Below are 24397 nucleotides of genomic sequence, written 5' to 3'. Positions count from 1 at the left end.
GCCCCCACCCCCTGGAAAATCCGGAAACCGCGAGACCGAGGCAGAAAACCATGCGAGAGATCGTCACCTTCGACGCCTATGCGACCCTGATCAACTTCGAGCTCGGCCCCACCACCCTGAAGGTCCTGGAGGACCGGCTGGACCTGGACAACCTGGACGTCGACGAGTTCCTCGACGACTTCCGCGTCATGCGCTTCCAGGCCGTCCTGGAGGCCTACCGCCCCTACCACGAGGTCCTGCACTCCAGCCTGCGCAACGCGATGCGCCTGCACGGCCTGGAGTACCGCGAGTCCGACGGCGAGGCCCTTGTGGACGCCGTCCCCACGTTCGGTCCCTTCCCGGAGGTCCCGGAGGCCCTGCGGAAGCTGAAGACCAAGTACGAGATCGCCATCATCTCCAACTCCGATGACAACCTGATCGCGCGGAACGTGGAGAACATCGGCGTCGAGTTCGACTACGTCATCACCGCCCAGCAGGCCGGCGCCTACAAGCCCGACCGCCAGACCTTCAAGCACGCCTTCCGGACCATGGGTGTCGAATCGTCACAGGTCATCCACGTCGCCCAGGGCTGGGAGTACGACCACATCCCGACCCGCGACCTCGGCCTGAAGCGCCGCGTGTGGATCAACCGCTACGGCCGCAAGGGCAGCGCCGACTACCAGCCCTACGACGAGCTGCCCGACCTGTCGGGCCTGCCGAAGCTGCTCGGCTGCTGACCGACGGCCAAACCGGCGTAACAGACCGAGAACACAGAGGACGCACGCCATGAAGCAGATCCCCTACTGGCTGGACACAGCCCCCGCCCTGCCCGACCGTTCCGGAAAGGACCTGCCCGACGAGGCGGACGTGGTGGTGATCGGCGGCGGCCTCACCGGGCTGTCCACCGCCTACCATGCCGCCCGCAAGGGCGCCCGGGTCGTCCTGGTCGAGAAGGACAAGGTCGGTTCGGGCGCCTCCGGGCGCAACGGCAGCATGTGCACCCAGGGCATCACCATCAGCCCCGCCGAGGCGCGCAAGCGCTACGGGCAGGAGCGGGCCCGTGAGCTGTACGACGCCTTCCGGGATGCGGTCGACGTCGTCGAGGAGCTCACCCACACCGAGAACATCGACTGCGACTTCAACCGCTCCGGGCGCCTCGGAGCGGTCTGCAAGCCCGGGCACTTCGACGGCCTGCGGGCCAAGCAGCGCGACCTGGCCGACAACTTCGGCCACGAGACGGTCGTGCTGAGCAAGAGCGAACTGCGGGCCGAGCTCGGCACGGACTACTACCACGGCGCCCTGCTCGACCCGGACAGCGCGGGCCTGCACGTGGGCAAGTTCGTCGGCGGCCTGGCCGGGGCCGCCGAGCGTGCCGGCGCCGATATCCACGAGCGCAACGCCGCCACCGGCCTCACCCGCCTGCCCGGCGGCGGCTTCGTGGTGGAGACCCTGCACGGCACCATCCGTGCCAAGCAGGTCATGGCGGCGACGGACGCCTACACCGACAAGTCGATGCCGTGGTTCCGCAAGCGGCTGATCAACGTCGGCAGCTTCATCATCGTCACCGAGCCGCTGGGGGAGGAGCGCGCCAAGGAACTCATCCCGAACGGCCGCCTGCTCGTCGCCCACAAGAACATCGGCCACTACGTCCGCCTCACCCCGGACAACCGCCTCGCCTTCGGCGGCCGGGCCCGCTTCGCCCCCTCCAACCCGGCCTCCGACATCAAGAGCGGAGACATCCTGAAACGGGAGATGACCGAGATCTTCCCGCAGCTGGCCGGGGTGCGGATCGACTACGTGTGGGGCGGCATGGTCGGCTTCTCCTGGGACCGCATCCCGCACGCCGGTGAAGTCAACGGCCTGTACTACTCCATGGGTTACTGCGGCCACGGCGTCCAGATGGCCACCTACATGGGCCGTGCGGTCGCCGAGATGATGGACGGCAAGCCGGACGCCAACCCCATGCGCGGATTCGGCTTCCCGAAGGTTCCCGTCCCCTTCTACAACGGCACCCCCTGGTTCCTGCCGTTCGGCGGCGCCTACTACAAGGCGAAGGACAAGCTGCTCTGAGCCGGCGCCGACGGCGCTGAAGCCGCGGGGACTTCCCACCCACTGCTCCTGGGACGTCCCCGCGGCTTTCCGCTCTCGCGGCCTGCTGCCGCACCTCACGCACGTCCACGCCGAACCGCATCGAAAGAGGGCCCGCTCCGCCATGACCGCCGCCACCCGCAGCGAGCACGACCTGCTCGGCGACCGGGACGTTCCCGCCGACGCCTACTGGGGTGTCCACACCCTGCGCGCCACGGAGAACTTCCCCATCACCGGCACGCCGATCTCCGCCTACCCGCACCTCATCGACGCCCTCGCCGCCGTCAAGGAGGCCGCCGCCCTCGCCAACGAGGAACTCGGGCTGCTGGAGCCGCACAAGGCCGCCGCGATCGTTGCCGCCTGCCGCGAGATCCGTTCCGGCACGCTGCACGAGCAGTTCGTCGTCGACGTGATCCAGGGCGGCGCCGGCACCTCGACCAACATGAACGCCAACGAGGTCATCGCCAACCGGGCACTGGAGCTGCTGGGGCATGCCAAGGGCCACTACGGGTTCCTGCACCCCAACGAGGACGTCAACCTCGGCCAGTCCACCAACGACGTCTACCCGACCGCCGTCAAGATCGCGACGGTGTTCGCGGTGCACGGGCTGCTCAAGGCGATGTCCGTCCTCCAGGACGCCTTCGCCCGCAAGGCCGTCGAGTTCCGTGACGTGCTCAAGATGGGCCGCACCCAGCTGCAGGACGCCGTGCCGATGACGCTCGGCCAGGAGTTCTCCGCGTACGCCGTCATGATCGACGAGGACCGCAACCGTCTTGCCGAGGCCGTCGAGCTGATCCATGAGATCAACCTCGGCGCCACGGCCATCGGCACCGGCCTCAACGCTCCCGCCGGATACGCCGAGTCGGCCCGCCGCCACCTCGCCGAGATCACCGGGCTGCCGCTGGTCACCGCCGCCAACCTGGTCGAGGCGACCCAGGACTGCGGCGCGTTCGTCCAGATGTCCGGCGTCCTCAAGCGGATCGCCGTGAAGCTGTCCAAGAGCTGCAACGACCTGCGGCTGCTGTCGTCCGGGCCGCGCGCAGGTCTCGGCGAGATCAACCTGCCGCCGGTGCAGGCCGGTTCGTCCATCATGCCGGGCAAGGTCAATCCGGTGATCCCCGAGGTCGTCAACCAGGTCGCCTTCGAGGTGATCGGCAACGACGTCGCCATCACCATGGCCGCGGAGGCCGGACAGCTCCAGCTCAACGCCTTCGAGCCGGTCATCCTGCACTCCCTCTCGCAGAGCATCACGCACCTGAGGAACGCGTGCGTGACGCTGGCCGAACGGTGCGTGGACGGCATCACCGCCAACACCGAGGCCCTGCGCCGGAGCGTGGAGAACTCGATCGGCCTGGTCACCGCTCTGAACCCGCACATCGGATACACGGCCGCCACCGACATCGCCCAGGAGGCCCTCGTCAGCGGCCGGGGCGTGGCCGAACTCGTCCTGGCCAAGGGCCTGTTGCCCGCGGAAACCCTCGCCGACCTGCTGCGGCCCGAGGTCGTCGCGGGCGTCGGCCGGCCCGCGGTCTGACGCACGGGCACGTCGCTGCAGCGGTGGCCGGTCGACGCCCGCGGATTCCTCAGCTGACCGGCCCCGGGACGAGACCCCCTCGTACCCGGGCCCGCAACCCTTTCGACCCACAGGAGTGCCTGACATGAGACTCGAGAACGTCGCGGCCCTGGTGACCGGCGCGAGCAGCGGCATCGGGGAGGCAGTGAGTTCCCACTTCCGCCGCGAGGGCGCGCGACTGCTGCTCACCGGCCGCAGGGAGCGGCTCGACACCGCCCAGCCCGACGACCTGTACGTTCCGGGGGACCTCAACGACGAGGCGTTCGTCGAGGCCCTGGCCAAGCAGGCCGCCGAGTCCCTCGGCACCGTCGACGTCGTCGTCCTCAACCACGGCCTGCAGGCCGGCGGCCCGCTCACCGAGATGTCCTGCGACGACGCGAAGAACGTGCTGGAGAGCAACCTGCTCAGCGCGTTCCTGGTGATCAAGCACTTCGCGCCGCTGATGCCCGCCGAAGGAGGCTCGTTCGTCTGTGTCGGTTCACGGCTCGGCATGGTCGGCAAGGCCGGGGAGGTCCTGTATTCCGCCGCCAAGGGGGGCCTCATCATGCTCGCCAAGGGCGCGGCGATCGAATGGGCCCCGCGCAACATCCGCGTCAACGTCGTCGCTCCGGGACTGACCGCCACCCCGGTCATCGAAGCGGCGTTCCAGCGCAGGCCCGATCCCGAGGCCTACCGCCGCGAGCGCGAGAGCCAGATCCCGCTCCAGCGCCTCGCCGCCCCGGAAGAGGTCGCCGACGCGGTGCTCTTCCTCGCATCGTCGGAGTCGTCGTACATCACCGGAGCGGTCCTCCCCGTCGACGGCGGGTACACCGCCTTCTGAGCACCCCTGCTGAGCATCACGACCAGCAGGGGGCCGAACGACGTGTCCTCCGTCTCGCCTTCCGGCTCGGACGGCCGCCGACCGCAACACGACCGACCGGCCACGGGATCGAGCACATGCCGCTGGAGACGGACGCAGGGACGTCGCGCTGTGCGCGGTGGTGCGGGCCGGCGCGCGTAGGTCTCCAGCGGCTCCAAGCCCCTGGGCTGCGCCCGATGCGGCGACCCACTCCGGACAGGGGAGTGGCGAGGCCCGTAAGACCGCGACCGCGAGCAGGGGCGTCACCAGTCCGCGTCGCCCCATTGGTCCAGCAGGGCCTCGGCCGTGTCTCCGTCAGGTCCGGCCGCCGTGCCGTGGACCGACTGCTCGGTCCAGATCACCTTGCCGCGGGACATGTAGCGGGTGCCCCACCGCTGCGTGAACTGGGCGACCAGGAACAACCCCCGCCCGCCCTCGTCGGTGTCGGCCGCCCGGCGCAGGTGCGGTGAGGTGCTGCTGCCGTCGGCGACCTCGCAGATCAGGCTGTTGCGGTCGTGCAGCAGCCGCAGCCGGATCGGGGTGGCGCCGTACCGGATGGCATTGGTGACCAGTTCGCTGATCACGAGCTCGGTGGAGAAGGCCAGCTCCTCCAGCCCCCACTCCTGCAGCCGGCGGGTGACGTCGGCACGGATCCCGGCGACGACGGCCGGGTCGCTGGGGACGTCCCATTCGGCGACCTGGGAAGGAGCCAGCAGGCGGGTGCGGGCGACGAGCAGGGCGATGTCGTCGCTCGGGCGGGCCGGCAGCAGGGCGTCGAGTACGGCCTTGCAGGTCTCCTCCGGGGTGCGGTCCGGGTGCGCCAGGGCCTCGCGCAGCATCTCCAGGCCGATGTCGATGTCCCGGTGTTCGCCCTCGATCAGTCCGTCGGTGTACAGGACCAGCCGGGAGCCCTCGGACAGGGTGTGTTCGGCGGTCTCGAAGGGCAGGCCGCCCCCCAGCCCCAGCGGCGGGGAACCCGGCACCTGCAGGTGCTCCACAGTGCCGTCCGGGTGCACCAGGGCCGGTCCCGGATGCCCGGACCTGGCCAGTGAGCACATCCCGGCGACCGGGTCGTAGATTGCGTACAGGCAGGTGGCTCCCGTGATTCCCTCGCCGTCGCTCTCCTCGCTGTCGATCCGGGTGACCAGCTCGTCCAGGTGCCTGATCAGCTCGTCCGGGGACAGGTCGAGGGCGGAGAAGGTGTGCACCGCGGTGCGCAGCCGGCCCATGGTGGCCGCGGCGTGCAGGCCGTGGCCGACCACGTCGCCGACCACCAGCCCGACCCGGGCGCCGGGCAGCGGGATGACGTCGAACCAGTCGCCGCCCACCCCGGCACGGGCGGGCAGGTAGCGGTGGGCGACCTCGACGGCGGACTGGTCGGGCAGGGAACGAGGCAGAAGGCTGCGCTGCAGGGTGACGGCCAGGGCATGCTCGCGGGTGTAACGGCGGGCGTTGTCGATGGCCACCGCGGCCCGGGCGGTCAGCTCCTCGGCGAAGGCCAGGTCCTCTTCCTCGAAGGCGTTCTGCTGCGCGCGCCAGAAGCTGACCGCACCCAGCACCACGCCGCGGGCCCGGAGCGGCACGGTGATCAGGGAGTGGAGGCCGCAGTCCAGGATGCGCCGGGCGCGTTCGGGGTCCTGGGCCCGCCAGCCGTGGGAGACGGCCAGGTCGGCCTCGAGGACGGCGTGGCCGCGCTCGACGCCGACGGCCACGGGGGTGCCCGGGACGAAGCGGATCAGCTCGCCCGCCGGGTGGAGGGGCTTCGCGGCCCCCTTGGCGCCGCGAACCGCCGCACGGCGCATCTCGGGCCCGGCCCGGGCCGGCTCCTCACCCTGCAGAACCGGATCCAGCAGGTCGACCGTGGCGACGTCGGCGAACCGGGGGACCGCCACCTCGGCCAGTTCCTCGGCTGTGCGCGCCACATCCAGCGTGGTGCCGATGCGTACCCCCGCCTCGTACAGCAGGCGCAGCCGCTCCCGGGCCACCTCCGCCCGGCCCGTCAGCGCTTGCAGTTCCGTGGTGTCGCGCAGCGTGGCCACGCTGCCCGCCGGGCCGCCGTCGTGGCCGACCGGCCGCATGTTGACCGCCAGCAGGCGGTCGCCGGCCAGGTGGACCTCGTCCGTGGCTGTCCGGCCGGAGACCAGGAGCTCCGCGGTGCCCGCCTCCAGGCCCAGGTCGGTGACACGGCGCTGCTCCGCGTCAGCAGGCAGATCCAGCAGTCGCCGGGCCTCATCGTTGGCCAGGAGCAGCCGCCCGTCACCGCTGATGATCAGTACCCCCTCCCGCACCGAGTGCAGCACCGCGTCGTGGTGCTCGTACATCCGGGTCATCTCGGCCGGATCCAGACCGTGGGTCTGGCGTCGCAGCCGCCGCGACACCAAGGCCGTACCGGCTGTGACCAGTGCCAGCGCGCCGCCGACGGAACCGAGCATGAGCGGCATCTGGCGCTCGACCACCGCGTCCACGTTCCTGACCGTGACCCCGACCGACACCAGGCCGACGATCGTCTTGCCCCCGGTGTCGAAGACAGGGACCGTCGTCTCCACGGCGAGGCCCAGGCTGCCCTCGAAGTCCTGGGTGAAGGGCCGGCCGGCAGCCGCCTCCTTGCGCAGGGCGAAGACATGCTCCCCGATCAGACTCGGGTCCGGGTGGGTCCAGCGGAAGCCCTGCGGGTCGATCGCGACGACGAAGTCCACGCCGGTCAGCTTTCGCGTCTCCTCCGCGCGAGGCTGCAGCAGGGCGGTCGGGTCGGCGGATTTCATGGCATCCGCCGTCCCCGGGGCGCGCGCGAAGGCCTGGGCGACCCCCATCGACAGCTGACGTGCCTCCTGCATGCTCGAATTCCGGGCCTGCAGGACGACTGCCAACCCCGCGGCGGCGGCGAACAGCACCACCAGCATCAGCTGCCACAGGAACACCTGGCCCGCGAGACTGCGCGGGCTCAGAAGGGAACGCACGCGGCGCCCTCGCGACCGGCCGTCGGGCGTTCGGGACCGATCCTGCCCCTGGAGCCGGGGCGAGGCTGATGCCGCACGCCGACGCCGACCGTTGAGCAGATCGGACAATCGACCAAAATGGCTGGTCATAATTTTTTGTACCATAACCGGCATTCATGGTTTCTGCTGCCGCCCGGCCCGGCCCGGCCCCGTCCCTTCCCGGCGTCGTCTCGTCGGCTCGCAGGCGCAGTGGGGGAGGGGTCTTCACCTGCTGGCCCTCACAGTCGAGTAAGTGAGCGTAACCATGTGTGAGTGAGTGTCGTTGTCAGAGTGTGAATCTGACGGAGTGGGCGAAGGCACAGGGTGTGCATCCGCAGACCGCGTATCGCTGGTTCCGTGAGGGGACGTTGCCGGTACCGGCTCAGCGGGTCGGGCCGCGCACGATCCTGGTGAACATCGAAACCAACACCGCTCCGGAAGCGGTGGGCGGGCTGGGTCTGTATGCCCGCGTCTCCTCGCACGACCAGAAGGATGATCTGGAGCGGCAGTTGGCCCGGTTATCCGCGTGGGCGGCCAAGGCTGGCGGCAAGGTCGTCCGGGCCGAGTCGGAGATCGCGTCCGGTATGAACGGCGCACGCTCCAAGGCGAAGCGACTGCTGGCCGATCCGGCGGTGACCACGGTCGTGGTGGAGCACAAGGACCGCCTCGGGCGCATGAACGTCGAACTCGTCGAAGCAGCGTTGTCAGCATCGGGTCGGCGTCTGCTGGTCCTCGATGAGGGCGAAGTCGAAGACGACCTGGTGCGCGACATGGTGGAGGTGCTGACGTCATTCTGCGCCCGCCTGTACGGTCGCAGGTCGGCGAAGAACCGCGCGCGCAAGGCGCTGGAGGCCGCCGAGCATGGCTGACCACCTGCGTCCGATCGATGCGCCGTTCGTCGCGCTCGGCCCGTCCGGGGTGGCGATACGTACCAGGATCAAGCAGTTCACGCCCGAGGACGAGAAGGTGTTGCGGCTGGTCGGCGCGCATCTCGGCTCGCTCGCCTCGAAGGATCTCAAGGCCCGGTGCCGGGATGGGCTGGAGCACTCCACGGACACGTGGGCGGCCCGCAAGCGGGACCTGACCTCGTTGTCGTCGTCGAGATGGGCCGGTGCGATCACGAAAGCGTCGCATGACCAGTGGGCGCTGGCCCGTCGCTGCCAGCTCGCCCACATCCAGAACCTCGAAGCCGGTATCAACACGATCGCCCACCGCCTCTCGCTGCCGGTCGGTGAGAAGGGGACGAAGAAGGCACCGGGTGGCTACCGCAGTCGGCAGGAGTGGCACGCGAAGACCCGTCGCCTGCACGTGCTTCACGACCGTCTGGAGCAGGCCTGCGCTGACCGTGAGGCCGGTGTCGTACACGTGGTGCGAGGCGGCAAGCGCCTGGCCCGCAACCGTCACCATCTTACTGACGCGCAGCTCACCGAGACCGAGTGGCGGCAGTGGTGGGAAGCCGAACGCTGGTTCCTTCAGGCCGACGGCGAGTCCGGCAAGCGATACGGCAACGAGACCATCCGCGTCAGCCCCGAGGGCGAGGTGTCGATCAAGCTCCCGGCCCCGCTCACAGACCTGGCGAACGCCAGGCATGGCCGGTACGTGCTCGCCTCGAAGGTGCGCTTCTGGCACCGCGGGCAGGAGTGGGCCGACCGCGTGGAGGCCAACCGGGCCATGGCCTACCGCATCCACTACGACGTGGCCCGCGGACGCTGGTACCTGACCGCGTCGTGGCAGATCCCGCCATCGAAGACCACCCCGGTTCAGGCCGCGCTTGCCGATGGTGTGATCGGCGTGGACACGAACGCCGATCACCTGGCCGTGTGGCGGCTCGATGTGCACGGCAACCCGATCGGGAAACCACGGCGGTTCTTCTACGGCCTGTCCGGCACCGCGCAGCATCGCGACGCCCAGATCCGCCACACCCTCTCCCGACTGCTCAACTGGGCCAAGACCTGCGGCGTCAAGGCGATCGCGGTCGAAGACCTCGACTTCGCGGCGGAGAAGACACGGGAGAAGCACGGACGCCGGCGCCGCTTCCGGCGGTTGATCTCCGGCATGCCCACCGGCAAGCTCCGCGCCCGGCTCACCTCGATGGCCGACGCCACCGGCATCGTAATCATCGCGGTCGATCCGGCCTACACCTCCAAGTGGGGCGCCCAGCACTGGCAGAAGCCCCTCACCTCGAAGACTCGTAAGACGACCCGGCACGATGCGGCGAGCATCGCGATCGGGCGACGCGCCCAGGGGCACCCGATCCGGCGACGGACGGCACCGCCCCCGCACGACCAGAGCGATCGTGCGGGGCATCGGACCGTCCAGGCCCGACCGGAGGCTCTTGGGCGTGAGGGAACCCGCCCCCGCATTCCCGGACCACGCACAGGATGCGCGCAACCGGATACGGCGAGTACGCGGGTGACCAGGACATCCAAAACCGTTCGGGATGTCCGCAGTGATCAGGTATGGGTCCAAGACTCACTCCTGCTCACTGACTAGGAACGGTCAGGCCCGCGCCCACTCCCGCCAGCGCTTTGACACGGCGTCCTGGTTCCGCACCCACCAGTCGACGTCCAGGTCGAAACCGGTGTACAGGTGCGCCGGGGAGCTGGGCAGGTCCGCGGCGGCCCTGGGCAGATGCCTGTAGGCGGCCGGCACGACCGGGCCCATGGGATAGACCTCGGCGAAGCCGGCCTGCACCTCGGGGCGCAGGGCGAAGTCGATGAGCTGGTAGGCGGCGTCGACGTTCGCGGCGCCGTTGGGGATGCCGAAGCCGCTGCTCCGGCGGCGGGCGCCGTTCCACTGGTAGGCGAGCGGGGCGCCCTGCCTGATGAGCTCATTGAGGCGGCCGTGCCAGACGCTGGAGGCTGCCACCTGTCCCCGTTCCAGCAGCAGCCCCGGCGAAGCGCCGTTGACCCAGAACTCCCGCACGGCCCCCTTGATCTCGTCGAGGACTCTGAAGGCGCGGTCGATGTCGAGGGGGTAGAGCCGGTCCGGCGGTACACCGTCGGCGAGGAGGGCGAACTCCAGCTCCGGCGGTCCCGCGTCCGGGCCCTGCAGGGCACGGCTGCCCGGGAACGCCCCGGTGTCCCAGAAGTCCGCCCACGACTCGGGCGTCCTCCCGCCGAAGGCGTCGGTGCGGTACGCCATGAGGCTGGCCCAGTAGTTCTTGCCGACGGAATGGGAGGTGAGCAGGGACTCGGCGATGCCGACGTTCCTCGTGTTCTTCAGACGGTCGTAGTCCAGTGCCTGCGTGGCGTTGTCCCGCTCGAAGCGTGCCAGTGCGCTCATCTCGATGTCCATGACGTCGAACTGCGGGCGGCCTTCCCTGATCTGGGCAAGCATCTGCGCGTACCGCGGGATGTTCACCACTGTGACCTGGATGCCGGTCTCCTGGCTGAACGGCTCGTAGACGGCCTTGCGGTTCGCCTCGCCGTAGGCGCCGCCGATATCGCGGACGACGAGCGTCTTGGTGCTCCCGGTCCCGGTGGTGTCCCGGTCGTTGCGGGTCTCGCATCCGGTGAACGAAGCTGCGACGACGCCTGCCGCGACCCCGCCGGCCCCGCGGAGGAACGCCCTGCGGCCGATCCTGACGTCCTTCACCGTATGCCTCCTGCGAAGCCGGGCGCGGTGCCCTTGGGCGGGGCTGTTTCCGGTGGCGCCGCCGCCGCTCGCTGCCGAGGCGGCAGCCGGATCGGCCGGCCGGGTGACGGTGAACCCGGTCATGCCATGGTAGACGCGTCCGGTCGCAGATGCGGGGACCCGGCACCTCCTGCCTCGATCCTCGAACACCTGCCGGTCCCGACGCGCGTGCGGCTTGCGCACCGAACCGCCGGCCCGCGCGCGGCGACCCGGTCGGCGCTTCAGGCTTAACGGTGAATCGATCTCATCAGTCGAGATCCCACTCGCTCAGGTGAGCTTAAGTAAGGCTGCCCTTATATGCTGACCCGGGCTCCTCCCCATCGGGTGTGTAGGGGCCGATCCCTCTTCTCCCGCGTGACAGGACTCCCATGCGTACGACCTCCCGTGGTCTCTTCGCTGTGCTTGCTCTCACCCCGCTGCTCGCCGGCTGTTTCGTCTCCGGCGAAGGAAGCCCGGGTGCAAACGCCGCAGGCGGATCGGCAGGGCGGCTGAGGGTCGCCCTCGCGATTCCGCCGGTGCAGGCACTGTCCCCGTACAGCAACGACGCCACCCTGCTGAGCAAGCTGTCCGTGGCCGAAGGGCTCACCGCCCTGGACGAGGACGGCGCCGCTGCGCCCGCGCTGGCGACGTCGTGGAAGCAGAAGAACGGCACCACCTGGACGTTCGAGCTGCGCAAGGCCGCCTTCCAGGACGGCACTCAGGTCACTGCCGAGGCCGTGGTCAACGCGCTCGACCACGCGGGGGCCGCGAAGCCCAAGCCGCGCGTCCTCAGTGACGTGACCCTCACCGCGAAGGCCGAGGACGCCGACACCGTCACCATCAGCACCGCGGCCGCCGACCCGGTGCTCCCGCTGCGGCTCGCCAGCCCGGCGCTGGGCATCCTCGCCCCGAAGGCGTACGGAAAGGACGGCACGGTCAGCCCGGTCGGCACCGGCACGGGCCCCTTCGAGATCACGAAGCTCACCGGCAAGTCCAAGGCCGCACTCGACCGTTACGACGGCTACTGGGGCGGCAGGGCCAAGGTGCCCGGTGTCGATGTGACCTGGATAGCCGACGGCACCGCCCGTGCCAATGCCCTGCGCGGCGGCGACGTCGACATCGCCGAGTGGATCCCCACCGCCCAGGCGAAGCTGCTGGACGAGAAGATGCGTCGCGAAGTTGCGTCCGTACGGACCGACAGCCTCGTCCTCAACACCGGCAGCGGACTGTTCACCGATCCGGCGCTGCGGGCGGCAGCCCGCGAGGCCGTGGACGGCTCCGCGCTCGTCGACTCGGTCTTCGGCGGGTACGCCGACCCTGCGCAGGGCCTGTTCGGGCCCGCGGTGTCCTGGGCGGCCGGCAAGCGCGTCGACGTCACCGGCCGCGCCCAGGCCGCGACCACCGCACAGGTGAAGTCCAAGGCGAAGGGCAGGACCCTGCGGCTGGCCGCCATCACCAACCGCGCGGAACTGCCCGAGGCCGCCACCGTCCTGCAGCAGCAGCTGGAGAAGGCCGGGTTCACCGTGAAGCAGGACGTACGCGAGTACACCCAGATGGAGGCCGATCTCCTCGCCGGCAAGTACGACGCGCTCGTCTTCTCCCGGGTGACGCTCCTCGACACCGGCGACGCCGTCGCGTACCTCGCGAGCGACTTCACGAGCAACGGGGTCTACAACATCGCCCGTCTGAAGGACCTCCGGGTGGACCAGGCCATCAAGGCCGCCGCCGGGGAAAGCGACATGACGAAGCGACAGCAGAGGATCATGTCGGCCGAGGCGCAGATCCTGCGCACCGACGCCGTCGTGCCGCTGGTGCACGAGAGGGTCGTGCAGGGCGTCAGCGCCGATGTCGAGGGCGTGCTGCTCGACCCGCGCGAGCGCTCCCTGATCGACGTCGACACCCGTCTGAAGTAGATGAGTGCGACATCGGCCGGGGCGGACGCCCGCCCGGCCCAGTGGCGCGCGGGCCTCGGCCGCCTCGCCGCCGGGGCCGCGCTGCTGACGGCCGTGGCCCTGCTGCCCTGGCTGTCCGGGAACGATCCCGCGCTGACGGTTCTGCGGGCCCGTTCCGCCGACCAGGACCCCACTGCCGCGCAACTGGCCGCCGTACGGGAACAACTGCACCTGGACGAGGGCCCGTTCACTCACCTCGCGCACTGGCTCGGCGGGCTGCCGCAGGGCGACGCGGGCACCTCATGGGTATCGGGCGAGCCCGTCCTGCCCCAGGTGACGGCCGCCTTCGCGGTCTCCTTCACACTGATGCTGGCCGCGCTCGTGGTCACCATCGCGACGGCCGCGCTGGTCAGCGCCCGCACCCTGTATCTCGGCTCCCGACGACGGCTGCGCCAGGGGAGGGCGGCCACCGGGGCCGCCGTTCTCGCCGCGCTGCCCAAGTTCCTGCTCGCCTCCCTCCTCGCCACCGTGTGCGGGGTGTGGCTCGGCTGGTTCCCCTCCAGCGGGTGGGAGGGACCGCCGTCGATGGTGCTGCCCGCGCTCGCCCTCGGCGTCCCGTCCGGGGCGATGATCGGCGGCCTGCTCGACCAGTCGCTGCCCGCCGCCTTCCACGAGCCGTGGGCCCGGACCTGGCACGCTCATGGGTTCCCGCCCGGCCTCATCGCCCGGCACGCGCTGCGCCGCACCCTGGCCGGGGTGCTCCCGCAACTCCTGCCGACCGTGGTGGCGCTGGTCGGCGGTGCCGTCGCGGTGGAGAAGATCTTCAACATTCCAGGGCTCGGCCGGCTCGCCCTGGACGCCGCCATCGCTCAGGATCTGCCGCCCCTGCAGACCGCGACACTGTCCCTGATCCTGCTCGGCATCGCCGCCGGCCTCCTCATCCAGGCCCTGCGCCGCGCCCTGCTCGGCCCGGCCCTGCGGGAGAGGGCCCTGCCCACCCTGCACGCGCCGGCCCTCCCGCCCGCGCGATCCATCCGCTGGATCGCCGGAGCCTGTGCCGTCGCCCTGCTCACGCTGGTCGTCGCCGGACTGCTGCGCGATCCTCTGCACGTGGACACGGCGGCCCGGCTGCTCCCGCCCTCAGCCGCGCACCCGTTGGGTACGGACGCGCTCGGCCGTGATCTGCTGGCGAGGCTGGGGCACGGGGCGCTGCGCACAGTGGGTGTGGCCCTCGCCGTGACCGCGGTCTGCGCCGTCGCCGGGCTGTTGCTCGGCATGGCGGCACAGGTGGGAGCGGGCCTGACGGAAGTGGTGTCGACGCTGCCGGCGGTTCTCGCCGGTCTGCTGACGACCGCGGTGACCGGCCCGTCGGCGTGGGGTGCCGCGTGTGCGGTCTGCCTGGTCGGCTGGACCCCTTACGCCGCCCAGGCCGCGGCCCTGCTCGAACAGGAACGGGCCGGCGGCCACATGCTCGCGTCCCTCTCCCTGGGCGCCGGCCCGGGATATCTGCTCCGCCGTCACCTGCTGCCCGCCGTACTGCCCGCGGTAGGGCGCAACGCCCTGCTGCGCCTGCCGACCACGGTCCTCGTGCTGGCCTCCCTCGGCTTCCTCGGGCTGGGGGAGCAGCCGCCCACCGCGGAGTGGGGCCGCCTTCTGTCGGAGAACCAGCCGTACACGGAACTGGCGCCCTGGACCGTACTCGGCCCGGCCTGCGCACTCGTCCTGCTCTCCGTTCTCGCCGTGTCCGGCACGCCTTCGGGACCAGGAAGGCCCCGGCGGGCGGCCGGCCGGTGACGGCTGGACGGTCGATTCTCCGGCAGGCAGGGTCCGTTGTGCCCGGGGCGACCGTCTCGGCCGGCCGTGGTGAGCCTGGGTCTCGTGGGTGTGAGCGGGATCCGGTGGGACGTACGGCCAGGGGTGTGAGGCGGGCCGTCGTCGGCCCCCGGCTGTTCAGTCCCTGTCTCACGCCTACTTGATGAGGTCCTGGAACTTGTAGCAGCCGCCTGCGAAGGGCAGGAACCACGGCGGGCCGAAGTGTCCGGGGACAGCGAGCCCGGGTCACGGCATGACGGTCCAGGTCCGCATGCGGCATCGGTTCCCCGTGGCTGCGTGTCCGCACGGTCCGGACTGAAAGGGCGTCAAGTCCCTTCTGGCCTGGCGGCGGTGTTCTGCACAGCCGGGCCCGACGCAAGATCATGAAGCCGGACTGGAGTACCAGCGGCTTGATCAACTCGGCCCTGCACAGTGCCGATCGCCCGGTCGGGTCGGCGTGCGCGCCGGCGGCGCCGGGCAGGTACAGCGGGCAGCGTCGTGTGAGCCCGTCTCCGCGGACCACGACGGGGCGGTGTGTCAGGCCGGTTGCCAGATCCGGGCGAGCGTCGAGGCGGTGAGAAGCTGTTCGGGGCTGCCCTGTCCTGCCAGGTGACCGTTGCGCAGCAGGAGGCAGGCGTCCGCCGAGTGCGCGGCTTCCAGGTCGTGCGTGGCCTGGACGACGGTCACCCCGTCGGCGACCAGTTCCGTCAGCAGTGCCGAGATCCGCTCCCTTGCCTCGGGGTCGAGTCCCGTGGTCGGTTCGTCCAGCAGCAGCAGGTCCGACTCCTGGGCGAGGCCCTGGGCGATCAGGGCGCGCTGCCTCTGTCCGCCGGACAGTTCCCCGAGTTGGCGGGTGGCGAGGTCGGTGATGCCCAGTCGCTCCATGGCCGTGTCCACGGTGGCGCGGTCCTGCCGGGTCAGCCGGCGCCACGGTCCGCGTTCGGCCCAGCGCCCCATCTCCACCGTCTGCCTGACCGTCAGCGGCAGTGCGTCCCCGACGGCGCCGCGCTGCGGGACGAATGCCGGCGGCCGGTTGCCGGCGCGGCGGAGTTCGCCTGCTGTGGGCTGGATCACGCCGGCCAGGACTCCGAGCAGGGTCGACTTCCCGCTTCCGTTCGGGCCGACGAGCGCGGTGATGGCCAACGCCGGTATGTCCGCGTCGAGTTGGTGCAGGACGGGGCGGCCGGGGTAACCGGCGGACAGTCCGGTGAAGCGAACGTGAGGCTTCGCGTCCCGTGCGGTCGCGCAAGGGGACCCCTGTGTATTGGACATGATTTTCATTGTAGTGTGCTCGTTGTGGAATGGTTGACAGGCCCCTTCGAGGTGACCTTCGTGCAACGGGCCCTGTGGGGCGGAATGCTGGTGTCGGCGATCTGCGCCCTGGCCGGCACCTGGGTGGTGCTCAGGGGGATGGCCTTCCTCGGTGACGCCATGTCCCACGGGTTGCTGCCCGGCGTCGCGCTCGCGGCGCTGCTCGGCGGCAACCTGCTGCTGGGGGCGCTGCTGAGCGCGGCCGTCATGACGGCCGGCGTCACCGCCCTGGGCCGCGCCCCGAGACTGTCCCAGGACACCGGCATCGGCCTGCTCTTCGTGGGAATGCTGTCCCTCGGCGTCATCGTCGTGTCGCGCTCGCAGTCCTTCGCGGTCGACCTGACCGGCTTCCTCTTCGGTGACGTCCTCGCCGTCCGTGAACAGGACCTGGCGCTGCTGGGTGTGGCGCTGCTGCTGGCCCTGGCCGTCTCGGTCCTCGGTCACCGGTCCTTCCTCGCCCTGACGTTCGACCCGCGCAAGGCACGGACGCTCGGCCTGCGCCCCCGCCTCGCTCACGCCGTGCTGCTCGGCCTGCTGGCCCTGGCCATCGTCGCCTCCTTCCACATCGTGGGGACACTGCTGGTCCTGGGCCTGCTCATCGCTCCGCCCGCGGCCGCGCTGCCCTGGGCGCGCAGTGTGCGGGGCGTCATGGCGCTTGCGGCGCTGCTCGGCATCACCGCCACCTTCGGCGGCCTGCTGCTGTCCTGGCACCTGAGCACCGCGGCCGGCGCGACCGTCTCGGCCCTCGCGGTGGCCCTGTTCTTCCTCTCCCACCTGGCATCCGGTCTCCGCCACCACCGCCGTGCGCGCCTCGCCGGCGCCCACGCCGCGGCAACCGACTGAAAGAAACCTGAGGCGATCCCCTTGTTCGTCCGAAGAAACGTCACTGCCTGGGCGCCGGCCGCGCTCGCGGCCATCACACTGCTCACCACCAGTTGCGCGGGCCATGGCGACAACGCACCGGCCCCCACGGCGACTTCCTCGCCCTCCGCCCCCCACGGGTACGTCGAAGGGGCCCAGGAGAAGGCCGAGCAGCAGTCCCGGCTGCTGCTCAACGACCCGAGGACCGGAGACACCCGGGTACTCGATCTGATCACCGGAAAGCTGCACGAGGTGCCCCGGACGACGGGCACCACGCGCCTCACCACGGACGGCCGGTTCGGCTACCTCCACACCACGAGCGGCACGCACGTCCTCGACGGCGGCGCCTGGATGGTGGACCACGGCGACCACGTGCACTACTACCGCGCGCAGATACGCGACGCAGGCCGGCTGCCCCAGGGCCCGGGTGCACACGTCCGCAGCGACGCCGCCGTGACCGCGGTGACCGACGCCGATGGCCGGGCCAGTGTCTACCGCCGGACCGAACTGGAGAACGGCACGGCCGGCTCCCCCCGCACCCTTCCCGGGACACACGCGGGACCTGTCGTGCCGTACGCCGAGCACCTGCTCGCCCTGACGGACAACGGACAGGGCTCCACCAAGGTCGCGGTGTACGACCGCGAGGGCAAGCACGCCGCGTCGCCGGACGCGCAGTGCAAGGACCCGCGGGGCGACGCCGTCACCCGGCGCGGAGTCGTCCTCGGATGCGCCGACGGCGCCCTGCTCGTCCGCGAGGTTGACGGCACGTTCACGGCCGAGAAGATCCCCTACAGCAGCGGCACACCCGGGAAGGAACGGGCCACGGCCTTCCGGCACCGGCCCGGCAGCGACACGCTCACGGCGCCGGCCGGGGAGCGGGCCGTGTGGGTCCTGGACGTCACCGAGCGCACGTGGACACGGGTGGAGACCGGTCCCGTCGTCTGCGCCAACACCGCGGGCGAGGGCTCCGTCCTGATCGTCCTCGAGACCGACGGAGCGCTCCACGGCTACGACATCGCCACCGGCAAGCAGGTCTCCCGGACGAAGCCGCTGCTGGCAGACGCCCCGGAGGCCGGCCCCGACAAGAACGCGGGGCCGGTCATCGAGGTCGACCGCAGCCGCGCCTACCTCAACGACCCCAAGGGCAAACGCGTCTACGAGATCGACTACAACGACAACCTCCGCATCGCGCGCACCTTCGACCTGGACATCGAGCCGGCCCTGATGGCGGAGACCGGACGATGACGGGAAAGACGCGAGGGACGCGGCGGCTGCGCACCGTTCTCCCGGCCCTGCTCATCCTCGTCACGGCCGGTACGGCCACCGCCTGCACGAGCGGCGACGACCGGCCCCAGGTCGTGGTGACGACCAACATCCTGGGCGACATCACCCAGGAGATCGTCGGCGACGAAGCCGACGTCACCGTGCTGATGAAACCCAACGCCGACCCGCACTCCTTCGGCCTGTCGGCCGTGCAGGCCGCCGAACTGGAGCGCGCCGACCTCGTCGTCTTCAACGGGCTGGGCCTGGAGGAGAACGTCCTGCGGCACGTGGACGCCGCCCGCGAGTCCGGGGTGGCCACCTTCGAGGCCGGCAAAGCAGCGGACCCCCTCACCTTCCAAGCGCACGACGACGGAGGCCCCGAGGAGCAGGCCGGGCAGCCCGACCCGCACTTCTGGACCGACCCCGACCGCGTCCGCAAGGCCGCCGGCCTGATCGCCGACCAGGTGATCGAGCACGTGGACGGCGTCGACGAGAAAGCGATCCGCGCCAACGCCGACCGCTACGACGCACAACTCGCCGACCTCACCACCTGGATGGACAAGTCCTTCGACCGCATACCCGAACAGCGGCGCGCGTTGGTGACCAACCACCACGTCTTCGGCTACCTCGCCGAACGCTTCGGCTTCCGGGTGATCGGCGCGGTGATCCCGAGCGGCACGACGCTGGCCTCGCCCAGCTCCTCCGACCTGCGCTCGCTCACCCAGGCCATGCGCCGGGCCGGGGTGCAAACCGTCTTCGCGGACTCCTCCCAGCCCACGCGCCTGGCCGAGGTCCTGCGCACCGAACTGGGCGGCCAGGTACGCGTCGTCGAGCTCTACTCCGAATCGCTGACCGAGCAGGGCAAGGGCGCCGGCACCTACCTGCAGATGATGCGCGCCAACACCACCGCCATGACCGACGGCCTGACCGGCGCCTGAACCAGCGGCCCCTGATCTGGACACCGGCCGACCACGGCCCTCACACACACTTCTCACCCGACGCCGCGCTCGCGCGGCACAGAAAGGAACACCCCGGTGAACAAGCCGATACTCAACAGGGCTTTCGCGGGCACAGCCCTCGCCCTGGCGGCTTCCGCGGTCCTGACCGCCTGCGGAGGACAGGACGCCTCCTCATCCGGCGCGAAGGCCGAGGCTGCGCCGAGCACCAAGGCCGTGGCGGTCAAGGACCCGCTGGTCGCCACGTTCGACGGCGGCCTGTACGTCCTGGACGGTGAGAGCCTGAAGCTGGCCGACACGATCGAGCTGCCCGGCTTCAACCGTCTCAACCCCGCCGGCGACGACTCCCACGTCATCGTCTCCACCGACGCCGGATTCCGCGTCCTGAACGCCGCCGAGCAGACCTTCACCGGCATCGAGTACCAGGGCGCCAAGCCCGGCCACGTGGTACGGCACGCCGGCAAGACGGTCCTGTTCACCGACGGCACCGGCGAGGTCAACGTCTTCGACCCCGACGACCTCGACGGCGGCAAGAAGCCGCAAGGCCGCACCTACACCTCCGCCGAGCCCCACCACGGCGTCGCCATCGAACTGAGCAACGGCGAACTCCTCAGCACCCTCGGCACCGAGGAGAAGCGCACCGGCGCCCTCGTCCTGGACAAGAACAACAAGGAGATCAAGCGCAACGAGAACTGCCCCGGCGTCCACGGCGAGGCCGCCGCCAAGGGCGAGGCCGTCGGCATCGGCTGCCAGGACGGTCTGCTGATCTACAAGGACGGCGAGTTCACCAAGGTCGACGCGCCCGACGACTACGGCCGCATCGGCAACCAGAGCGGCAGCGACGCCTCGCCCATCCTCCTGGGCGACTACAAGACCGACCCGGAGGCCGAACTGGAGCGGCCCACCCGCATCTCCCTCATCAACACCGACACCGGGAAACTGCGCCTGGTCGACCTGGGCACCAGCTACTCCTTCCGCTCGCTCGGCCGCGGACCCCACGGCGAGGCCCTCCTCCTCGGCACGAACGGCACCCTCCACGTCATCGACCCGGAAACGGGCAAGGTGGAAAGGAAGATCCCCGTCGTGGACGAGTGGCAGGAGCCGCTGGACTGGCAGCAGGCCCGACCCACCCTCTTCGTCCGCGGCCACACCGCGTACGTCTCCGAACCGGGCAAGCGCAAGCTGCACGCCGTCGACATCGCATCGGGCGAGAAGCTCGCGTCGGTGACCCTGCCCAAGAGCACGAACGAACTGTCCGGCACCATCGCGGGCCACTGATCTGCGACCTCGGCGAGGGCCGTCCCGCCCCGGGCCCCGCGGTGGAAGTGCCGGCGCATGGCGGCCGCAGCGCGGAGGCCGTGGCACCCCGCCCGTCCCGGGCCCCTGGCAGCTTGATCGTGGTCGACCGATCTGTGCCGACCGCCGGCCCACAGCCGAGGAACCGGCCGCAGCGGCACGTCCCGTCCACGAGGGCGTGCCGCGTCCCTCGGCCTGGTGATGGACGCGTTCCTGGCCGAGGTGCTGCTCGGACTGCTCCTCCAGGACCGGAAGCCGACTTTCAAGGGCAGGCTCCCGCCACCGTCTCCTGAGGGACCGGGATGCATCGGCTGCTGCCGGTGCATCCCGACACGGTGCCGCGCCGGCACCGCGAACTGCTCGCACGCCGCCTGCCCCGCCTCAGCCGGTCGGGCACTTCAGCCGCGCCCCCGTCCTGCGACCCGTGACGAGGAACGCGGGCCGGCCCTGCAGGCGCGTCCATCGGTGAGCCGCCGATCCTTCGGTAGGAAGGCAGGGAGCGCCCGTCACAGGCCGGGCCCCAGCGTCCCGCGCGAGTCCAGGATGAGCAGCGCGACATGCAGGCTTGTGCGTTGCAGGCCCGATTCCAGGTCACAGCCCAGCAGACGTTCGATGGTGTGAAAACGCTGGTAGAACGCCTGCCGGGACATTCCGGCCCGTTTCGCCGCGACCGACTTGTTGCCGGGCGCTGTCACATAGGCGCGCAGCGCGGCGAGCAGGTCGCCGCCGTTGCGGTCGTCATGCTCGATGAGGCGCGTCAGCTGGCGTTCCGCGTACCGCTGGAGACGGGTGTCGTCACGCAGCACACCCAGAAGTTCCGGCAGCCCGATGTCGGAGGAGACGTAGAACCACCGGCCCGTGGATCCCGGCACGATGGCCTCGGCGGTCTGCTCGGCCTCCTGCCATGACCGGGCGATCCCGGAGAGATCGGTCACGCCGGGCCCGACAGCGACGACGGAGCCCTGGCCGAGTTCCTCGCGTGCAAGACGGCCGATCCGCTCGGCGACCGGCTGCCAGGCGCTGGCCCGCGCCAGCGCAAGAAGTACGCCGATCCGGCCCGGAGCCGTCTCACCGACCAGGGCGCGTACGCCGGTCCGCTCCAGTTCCTTGGCGATCCGTTCGTCGAGATGCTCACTCTCGCCGCCGGTCCTGGTGTGGCGGATCACTACGGCGAAGAGCCGGTGCCCGAAGGAAGGCAGCCCCAGTGCCTCGGCGCGGGCGCGGGCATCCGCCGCAGAACGGAAGCGCTGTTCGCGCAGATCCTGCAGCAGGGAGCGGTGGGCCCGGCGCTCCCACCACGCCTGTCCGGCCAAGCGGGCCATGGTCAGAGCGACCGCCGCACGTTCAAGTACCAGGACGTGTTCCGGGTCTGCATCCGGGCTGAGCCGGCCGTCCAGCAGGATCAGCCGCCCCCACAGACCGTCGTGGTCCTCCACCGGGGCTATCAGCCAGCCCTCCGGGCCGCTCGGCGTGACCTTCTCCAAGGTCGGCGCGGCTCGGGAACGCCGCGACCAGGCCGACACCACCGGCTCGTAGGGCCGACCGAGCAGTTCACACATCATCACCCGGTGCGTCAGATCCTCCAGCACCACGGGGGCCCCGGTGAGCTCCGCGGCGGTATGCACCACTTCCTCGGGAGTCGCGCCGCGCAGGGTCAGGGCGGTGAAGACGTCCTGGATGTCCCTGCCACGGCGCAGCAGTTCGCCCTGGGCGTCGAGGATGAGAGCGTGCACCGACTGGGTGACGTCGATGAACCGGACACCGCGGGCAAGCTCGACCAGCGGCACCTCGCGTGCGTGGCAGGCCGCGACCAGTTCGTCGGGCACCTTCCGATAGCGGTGGCCGAGCTCCACGACCAAGCCGGCTGCGCCGACGTCAGCGAGTTGGTCGACGTAGTCACGCAGCTTCGAGGTGTCCTCGGGATACGGCATGCCGGTCGTCAGTACCAGCTCGCCACCCTCGAGGAAGTCCGCCGGATTGAGCAGCTCGGTGACATGCACCCACCGCACCGCACGGTCCAGCCGTGACTCACCGGCCAGGACGCGTGGCAGCCCTTCGACGAGCACGGGCAGGCGCAGGACATCCCTGATCGTGACGAAGCGCCTCGCTGAGAGGCGCTTCGGGGGCACATGCGGCACTGCTCTGCGTGACATCGAGGGCAACCTTCACACCGAGTCGTATCCGTGGCAGGGGGTCGATGGTAATGCTCGGAAGCGGTCCGCCGCTGCGACAGACTGTCCCGAGGAGGCCCTGTGGTGGAACACAGTGTCTGTTGACCTGCGATGCCGGCCGCGGCGAGAGTGATCCTCACACCAACAGGGCCCGGATCTCCACCTCTGCCTTCCCCTTGCACGCCGTCTTCCGGTCCCGGACCCCGAACGTCTCGACCGCACGAGTCCACCTGGCAGAACTCGACACGCTCCGCGCCTCATCCGTGTGATGCCCGATCTGAACCCCGACCCCACAAGCCTGTCGGTCTGTTCGCAGGGCTGCACCGAGTCCGCAATCCCGCTTGCCGGTCATCTCCCCGCCCATGACGACATCGTCGCCATGGCCCCATCCTCCGGCAGCGGCTTCACACTCTCGCCCCCATGGGCGAGACCGCCGCCGATCCGGCGTTCAACGGCACCACGGATCACCCCGTGGGCTTCCCCCGCCGGCCGCTGCCGCCGCGGCCCGAAACACGCGGTTCCCGATCCGCTCCAGGCCCGCCTGCCCGCGCGCCGCCGTCCCTGACGCCCCGTCCGCGGACACATGCCGCAGAACATCCCTGTCCCCGGACCTGCACATCCCTGCACCTCGATTCCCCGCATCCACACCGATCCACGGAGGCCGCATGGAAACCAACCGGATACGACGCAGGACCATGCTGCGCACCACGGGCGCGCTGGCCGCTGCCACGGCAGTGGCCGGCTGCGGCAGCCTCACCGGTACAGGCGCAAGCAGCGACCCATCGGGCGGCAAGAAGTCGCTCGTCGTCAGAAACAGCGGTGGCAGCTACCACAAAGCCCTCGCGAAGGCGATCTACGAACCGTTCACCAAGGAGACCGGCATCACGATCTCCACGGTCAACTACGATTCCGCGCAGCTCATAGCCCAGGTCAAACAGGGCCGACCCCAGTTCGACCTGATCGACAACTCCATGTTGGTCTTCCCGAAGATGGTCCGCGCGGACACGCTTCAGCCCCTTGACTACGACCGGCTGCCGAACGCCAAGGGCGCCGGCATAGCCGAGCACCTGCTCACCGAACACGCCGTCGGCAAGAACGTGTGGGCCAGCCTGATGGCCTACCGCACCGACAGCCTGCAGCGCAGGCCGAAAGGCTGGGCGGACTTCTGGAACACAGAGTCCTTCAGCGGCCCGCGCGCACTGCAAGGCCTGGACGCCGACATCCCCGAGCTCGAATTCGCCCTGCTCGCCGACGGTGTGGCACTCGACGACCTGTATCCCATCGACGTGGACAGGGCCTTCGCCTCACTGTCCCGGCTGCGCGGCCAGATCAAGAAGCTGTGGAACACCGGCGCTCTGCCGGCCGTCCTCCTCGGCCGCAAGGAGGTCGTCATGTCCAGTTTGTGGACCGGCCGCGCCGATGATCTGATCCGGACGGGCCAACCGATCGCGTATGAGTGGAACGGCGCCCGTCGGCACACCAACGGGTGGGCCATCCCCAAGGGCACGGACAAGACCGATGCCGCACACCGGCTGATCGACTTCTCCCTCCGGCCCGACGTCCAGGCCGCGTTCGCCAGGATCTACCCGAACGGCCCCGTCGTTCCGGCCGCCGTCAAGGGCCTCCCGGACGACGTCAGGGCCGGGCTGCCCACGTCGCCCGAGCGACTCAAGACCGGCTTCGACCTCGATGTCGAGTGGTGGGACAAGAACCAGGACTCCGTCGCCAAGCGCTGGCAGGAATGGGCGCGTGACTGAGCACACAGGA

Annotated in this window: 17 protein-coding genes; 13 read left to right on the top strand and 4 right to left on the bottom strand. The window is 70.4% G+C overall.

What is annotated here, in order from left to right; all coding sequences use genetic code 11:
* Nucleotides 1–50: 50 nt before the first annotated feature.
* From ACF08N_RS26535 to ACF08N_RS26520, 4 genes are all read left to right on the top strand, one after another.
* Complete coding sequence (locus ACF08N_RS26535; RefSeq protein WP_392327194.1) at nucleotides 51–716, top strand: haloacid dehalogenase type II; 666 nt, start codon at nucleotides 51–53, stop codon at nucleotides 714–716.
* A 49-nt stretch (nucleotides 717–765) separates the two neighbouring features.
* Nucleotides 766–2049, top strand: a complete 1284-nt coding sequence (locus ACF08N_RS26530) for an NAD(P)/FAD-dependent oxidoreductase (protein WP_392327193.1) — start codon at nucleotides 766–768, stop codon at nucleotides 2047–2049.
* A gap of 142 nt (nucleotides 2050–2191) precedes the next feature.
* Nucleotides 2192–3601: an aspartate ammonia-lyase gene (gene aspA, locus ACF08N_RS26525; protein WP_392327192.1), complete on the top strand. Its 1410-nt coding sequence runs from the start codon at nucleotides 2192–2194 to the stop codon at nucleotides 3599–3601.
* A 124-nt stretch (nucleotides 3602–3725) separates the two neighbouring features.
* On the top strand, nucleotides 3726–4460 hold the full coding sequence (locus tag ACF08N_RS26520; protein ID WP_392327191.1) for an SDR family NAD(P)-dependent oxidoreductase: 735 nt from the start codon (nucleotides 3726–3728) through the stop codon (nucleotides 4458–4460).
* 281 nt (nucleotides 4461–4741) lie between these two features.
* Here the strand turns inward: ACF08N_RS26520 and ACF08N_RS26515 are convergent, their stop codons facing one another.
* Complete coding sequence (locus ACF08N_RS26515) at nucleotides 4742–7378, bottom strand: SpoIIE family protein phosphatase (RefSeq protein WP_392327385.1); 2637 nt, start codon at nucleotides 7376–7378, stop codon at nucleotides 4742–4744.
* Nucleotides 7379–7746: 368 nt separating this feature from the next.
* On the opposite strand from ACF08N_RS26515, the gene ACF08N_RS26510 reads away from it, so the two are divergent.
* Nucleotides 7747–8322 carry an IS607 family transposase gene (locus ACF08N_RS26510; RefSeq protein WP_392327190.1) on the top strand — a complete coding sequence of 192 codons (576 nt, stop codon included), beginning with the start codon at nucleotides 7747–7749 and terminating at the stop codon, nucleotides 8320–8322.
* Complete coding sequence (locus ACF08N_RS26505; protein WP_392327189.1) at nucleotides 8315–9946, top strand: IS200/IS605 family accessory protein TnpB-related protein; 1632 nt, start codon at nucleotides 8315–8317, stop codon at nucleotides 9944–9946. Before ACF08N_RS26510 ends, ACF08N_RS26505 begins: the two co-directional genes overlap by 8 nt.
* 6 nt (nucleotides 9947–9952) lie before the next feature.
* Here ACF08N_RS26505 and ACF08N_RS26500 read toward each other — a convergent pair whose 3' ends face one another.
* The gene (locus ACF08N_RS26500) at nucleotides 9953–11050 is read right to left on the bottom strand and encodes an extracellular solute-binding protein (protein ID WP_392327188.1); all 1098 of its coding nucleotides are present in this window, start codon (nucleotides 11048–11050) and stop codon (nucleotides 9953–9955) included.
* Between the two features lie 407 nt (nucleotides 11051–11457).
* Between ACF08N_RS26500 and ACF08N_RS26495 the strand changes: the two genes are divergently transcribed.
* The gene (locus ACF08N_RS26495) at nucleotides 11458–12981 is read left to right on the top strand and encodes an ABC transporter substrate-binding protein (RefSeq protein WP_392327187.1); all 1524 of its coding nucleotides are present in this window, start codon (nucleotides 11458–11460) and stop codon (nucleotides 12979–12981) included.
* Entirely contained in the window at nucleotides 12982–14754 is a 1773-nt protein-coding gene (locus ACF08N_RS26490; protein WP_392327186.1) for an ABC transporter permease subunit, read from the top strand. It abuts the gene before it with no gap.
* 555 nt (nucleotides 14755–15309) lie between these two features.
* Here ACF08N_RS26490 and aztA read toward each other — a convergent pair.
* The gene (gene aztA / locus ACF08N_RS26485; protein WP_392327185.1) at nucleotides 15310–16053 is read right to left on the bottom strand and encodes a zinc ABC transporter ATP-binding protein AztA; all 744 of its coding nucleotides are present in this window, start codon (nucleotides 16051–16053) and stop codon (nucleotides 15310–15312) included.
* A 15-nt stretch (nucleotides 16054–16068) separates the two neighbouring features.
* On the opposite strand from aztA, the gene aztB reads away from it, so the two are divergent.
* The 4 genes from aztB (at nucleotide 16069) to aztD (ending at nucleotide 20441) form a co-directional block, all read left to right on the top strand.
* Nucleotides 16069–16926, top strand: coding sequence for a zinc ABC transporter permease AztB (gene aztB / locus ACF08N_RS26480; protein WP_392327184.1), 858 nt, complete (start codon nucleotides 16069–16071; stop codon nucleotides 16924–16926).
* Between the two features lie 21 nt (nucleotides 16927–16947).
* Complete coding sequence (locus ACF08N_RS26475; RefSeq protein ID WP_392327183.1) at nucleotides 16948–18189, top strand: hypothetical protein; 1242 nt, start codon at nucleotides 16948–16950, stop codon at nucleotides 18187–18189.
* Complete coding sequence (aztC, locus tag ACF08N_RS26470; RefSeq protein ID WP_392327182.1) at nucleotides 18186–19145, top strand: zinc ABC transporter substrate-binding protein AztC; 960 nt, start codon at nucleotides 18186–18188, stop codon at nucleotides 19143–19145. Before ACF08N_RS26475 ends, aztC begins: the two co-directional genes overlap by 4 nt.
* Nucleotides 19146–19241: 96 nt before the next feature.
* Nucleotides 19242–20441, top strand: a complete 1200-nt coding sequence (gene aztD, locus ACF08N_RS26465; RefSeq protein ID WP_392327181.1) for a zinc metallochaperone AztD — start codon at nucleotides 19242–19244, stop codon at nucleotides 20439–20441.
* Between the two features lie 524 nt (nucleotides 20442–20965).
* Here the strand turns inward: aztD and ACF08N_RS26460 are convergent.
* On the bottom strand, nucleotides 20966–22612 hold the full coding sequence (locus ACF08N_RS26460) for a PucR family transcriptional regulator (RefSeq protein WP_392327180.1): 1647 nt from the start codon (nucleotides 22610–22612) through the stop codon (nucleotides 20966–20968).
* A 683-nt stretch (nucleotides 22613–23295) separates the two neighbouring features.
* Between ACF08N_RS26460 and ACF08N_RS26455 the strand changes: the two genes are divergently transcribed.
* Entirely contained in the window at nucleotides 23296–24387 is a 1092-nt protein-coding gene (locus ACF08N_RS26455) for a polyamine ABC transporter substrate-binding protein (protein ID WP_392327179.1), read from the top strand.
* The last annotated feature ends 10 nt before the right edge of the window (nucleotides 24388–24397 follow it).

This window comes from Streptomyces sp. NPDC015127 (assembly GCF_043080095.1).
Lineage (GTDB): Bacteria > Actinomycetota > Actinomycetes > Streptomycetales > Streptomycetaceae > Streptomyces.
The sequence above is the reverse complement of the archived record's forward strand: the minus strand, read 5'-3'. Positions and strand labels throughout refer to the sequence as shown.

Excerpts from the sequence above, each read along its gene's own strand:
- ACF08N_RS26535 (WP_392327194.1), top strand. The coding sequence starts at position 51 with ATGCGAGAGATCGTCACCTTCGACGCCTATGCGACCCTGATCAACTTC.
- aztA (WP_392327185.1), bottom strand. The coding sequence starts at position 16,053 with ATGAAAATCATGTCCAATACACAGGGGTCCCCTTGCGCGACCGCACGG.
- ACF08N_RS26520 (WP_392327191.1), top strand. The coding sequence starts at position 3,726 with ATGAGACTCGAGAACGTCGCGGCCCTGGTGACCGGCGCGAGCAGCGGC.
- ACF08N_RS26515 (WP_392327385.1), bottom strand. The coding sequence starts at position 7,378 with ATGCTGGTGGTGCTGTTCGCCGCCGCCGCGGGGTTGGCAGTCGTCCTG.
- ACF08N_RS26530 (WP_392327193.1), top strand. The coding sequence starts at position 766 with ATGAAGCAGATCCCCTACTGGCTGGACACAGCCCCCGCCCTGCCCGAC.
- aspA (WP_392327192.1), top strand. The coding sequence starts at position 2,192 with ATGACCGCCGCCACCCGCAGCGAGCACGACCTGCTCGGCGACCGGGAC.
- ACF08N_RS26505 (WP_392327189.1), top strand. The coding sequence starts at position 8,315 with ATGGCTGACCACCTGCGTCCGATCGATGCGCCGTTCGTCGCGCTCGGC.
- ACF08N_RS26460 (WP_392327180.1), bottom strand. The coding sequence starts at position 22,612 with ATGTCACGCAGAGCAGTGCCGCATGTGCCCCCGAAGCGCCTCTCAGCG.
- aztC (WP_392327182.1), top strand. The coding sequence starts at position 18,186 with ATGACGGGAAAGACGCGAGGGACGCGGCGGCTGCGCACCGTTCTCCCG.
- ACF08N_RS26455 (WP_392327179.1), top strand. The coding sequence starts at position 23,296 with ATGGAAACCAACCGGATACGACGCAGGACCATGCTGCGCACCACGGGC.
- ACF08N_RS26490 (WP_392327186.1), top strand. The coding sequence starts at position 12,982 with ATGAGTGCGACATCGGCCGGGGCGGACGCCCGCCCGGCCCAGTGGCGC.
- ACF08N_RS26495 (WP_392327187.1), top strand. The coding sequence starts at position 11,458 with ATGCGTACGACCTCCCGTGGTCTCTTCGCTGTGCTTGCTCTCACCCCG.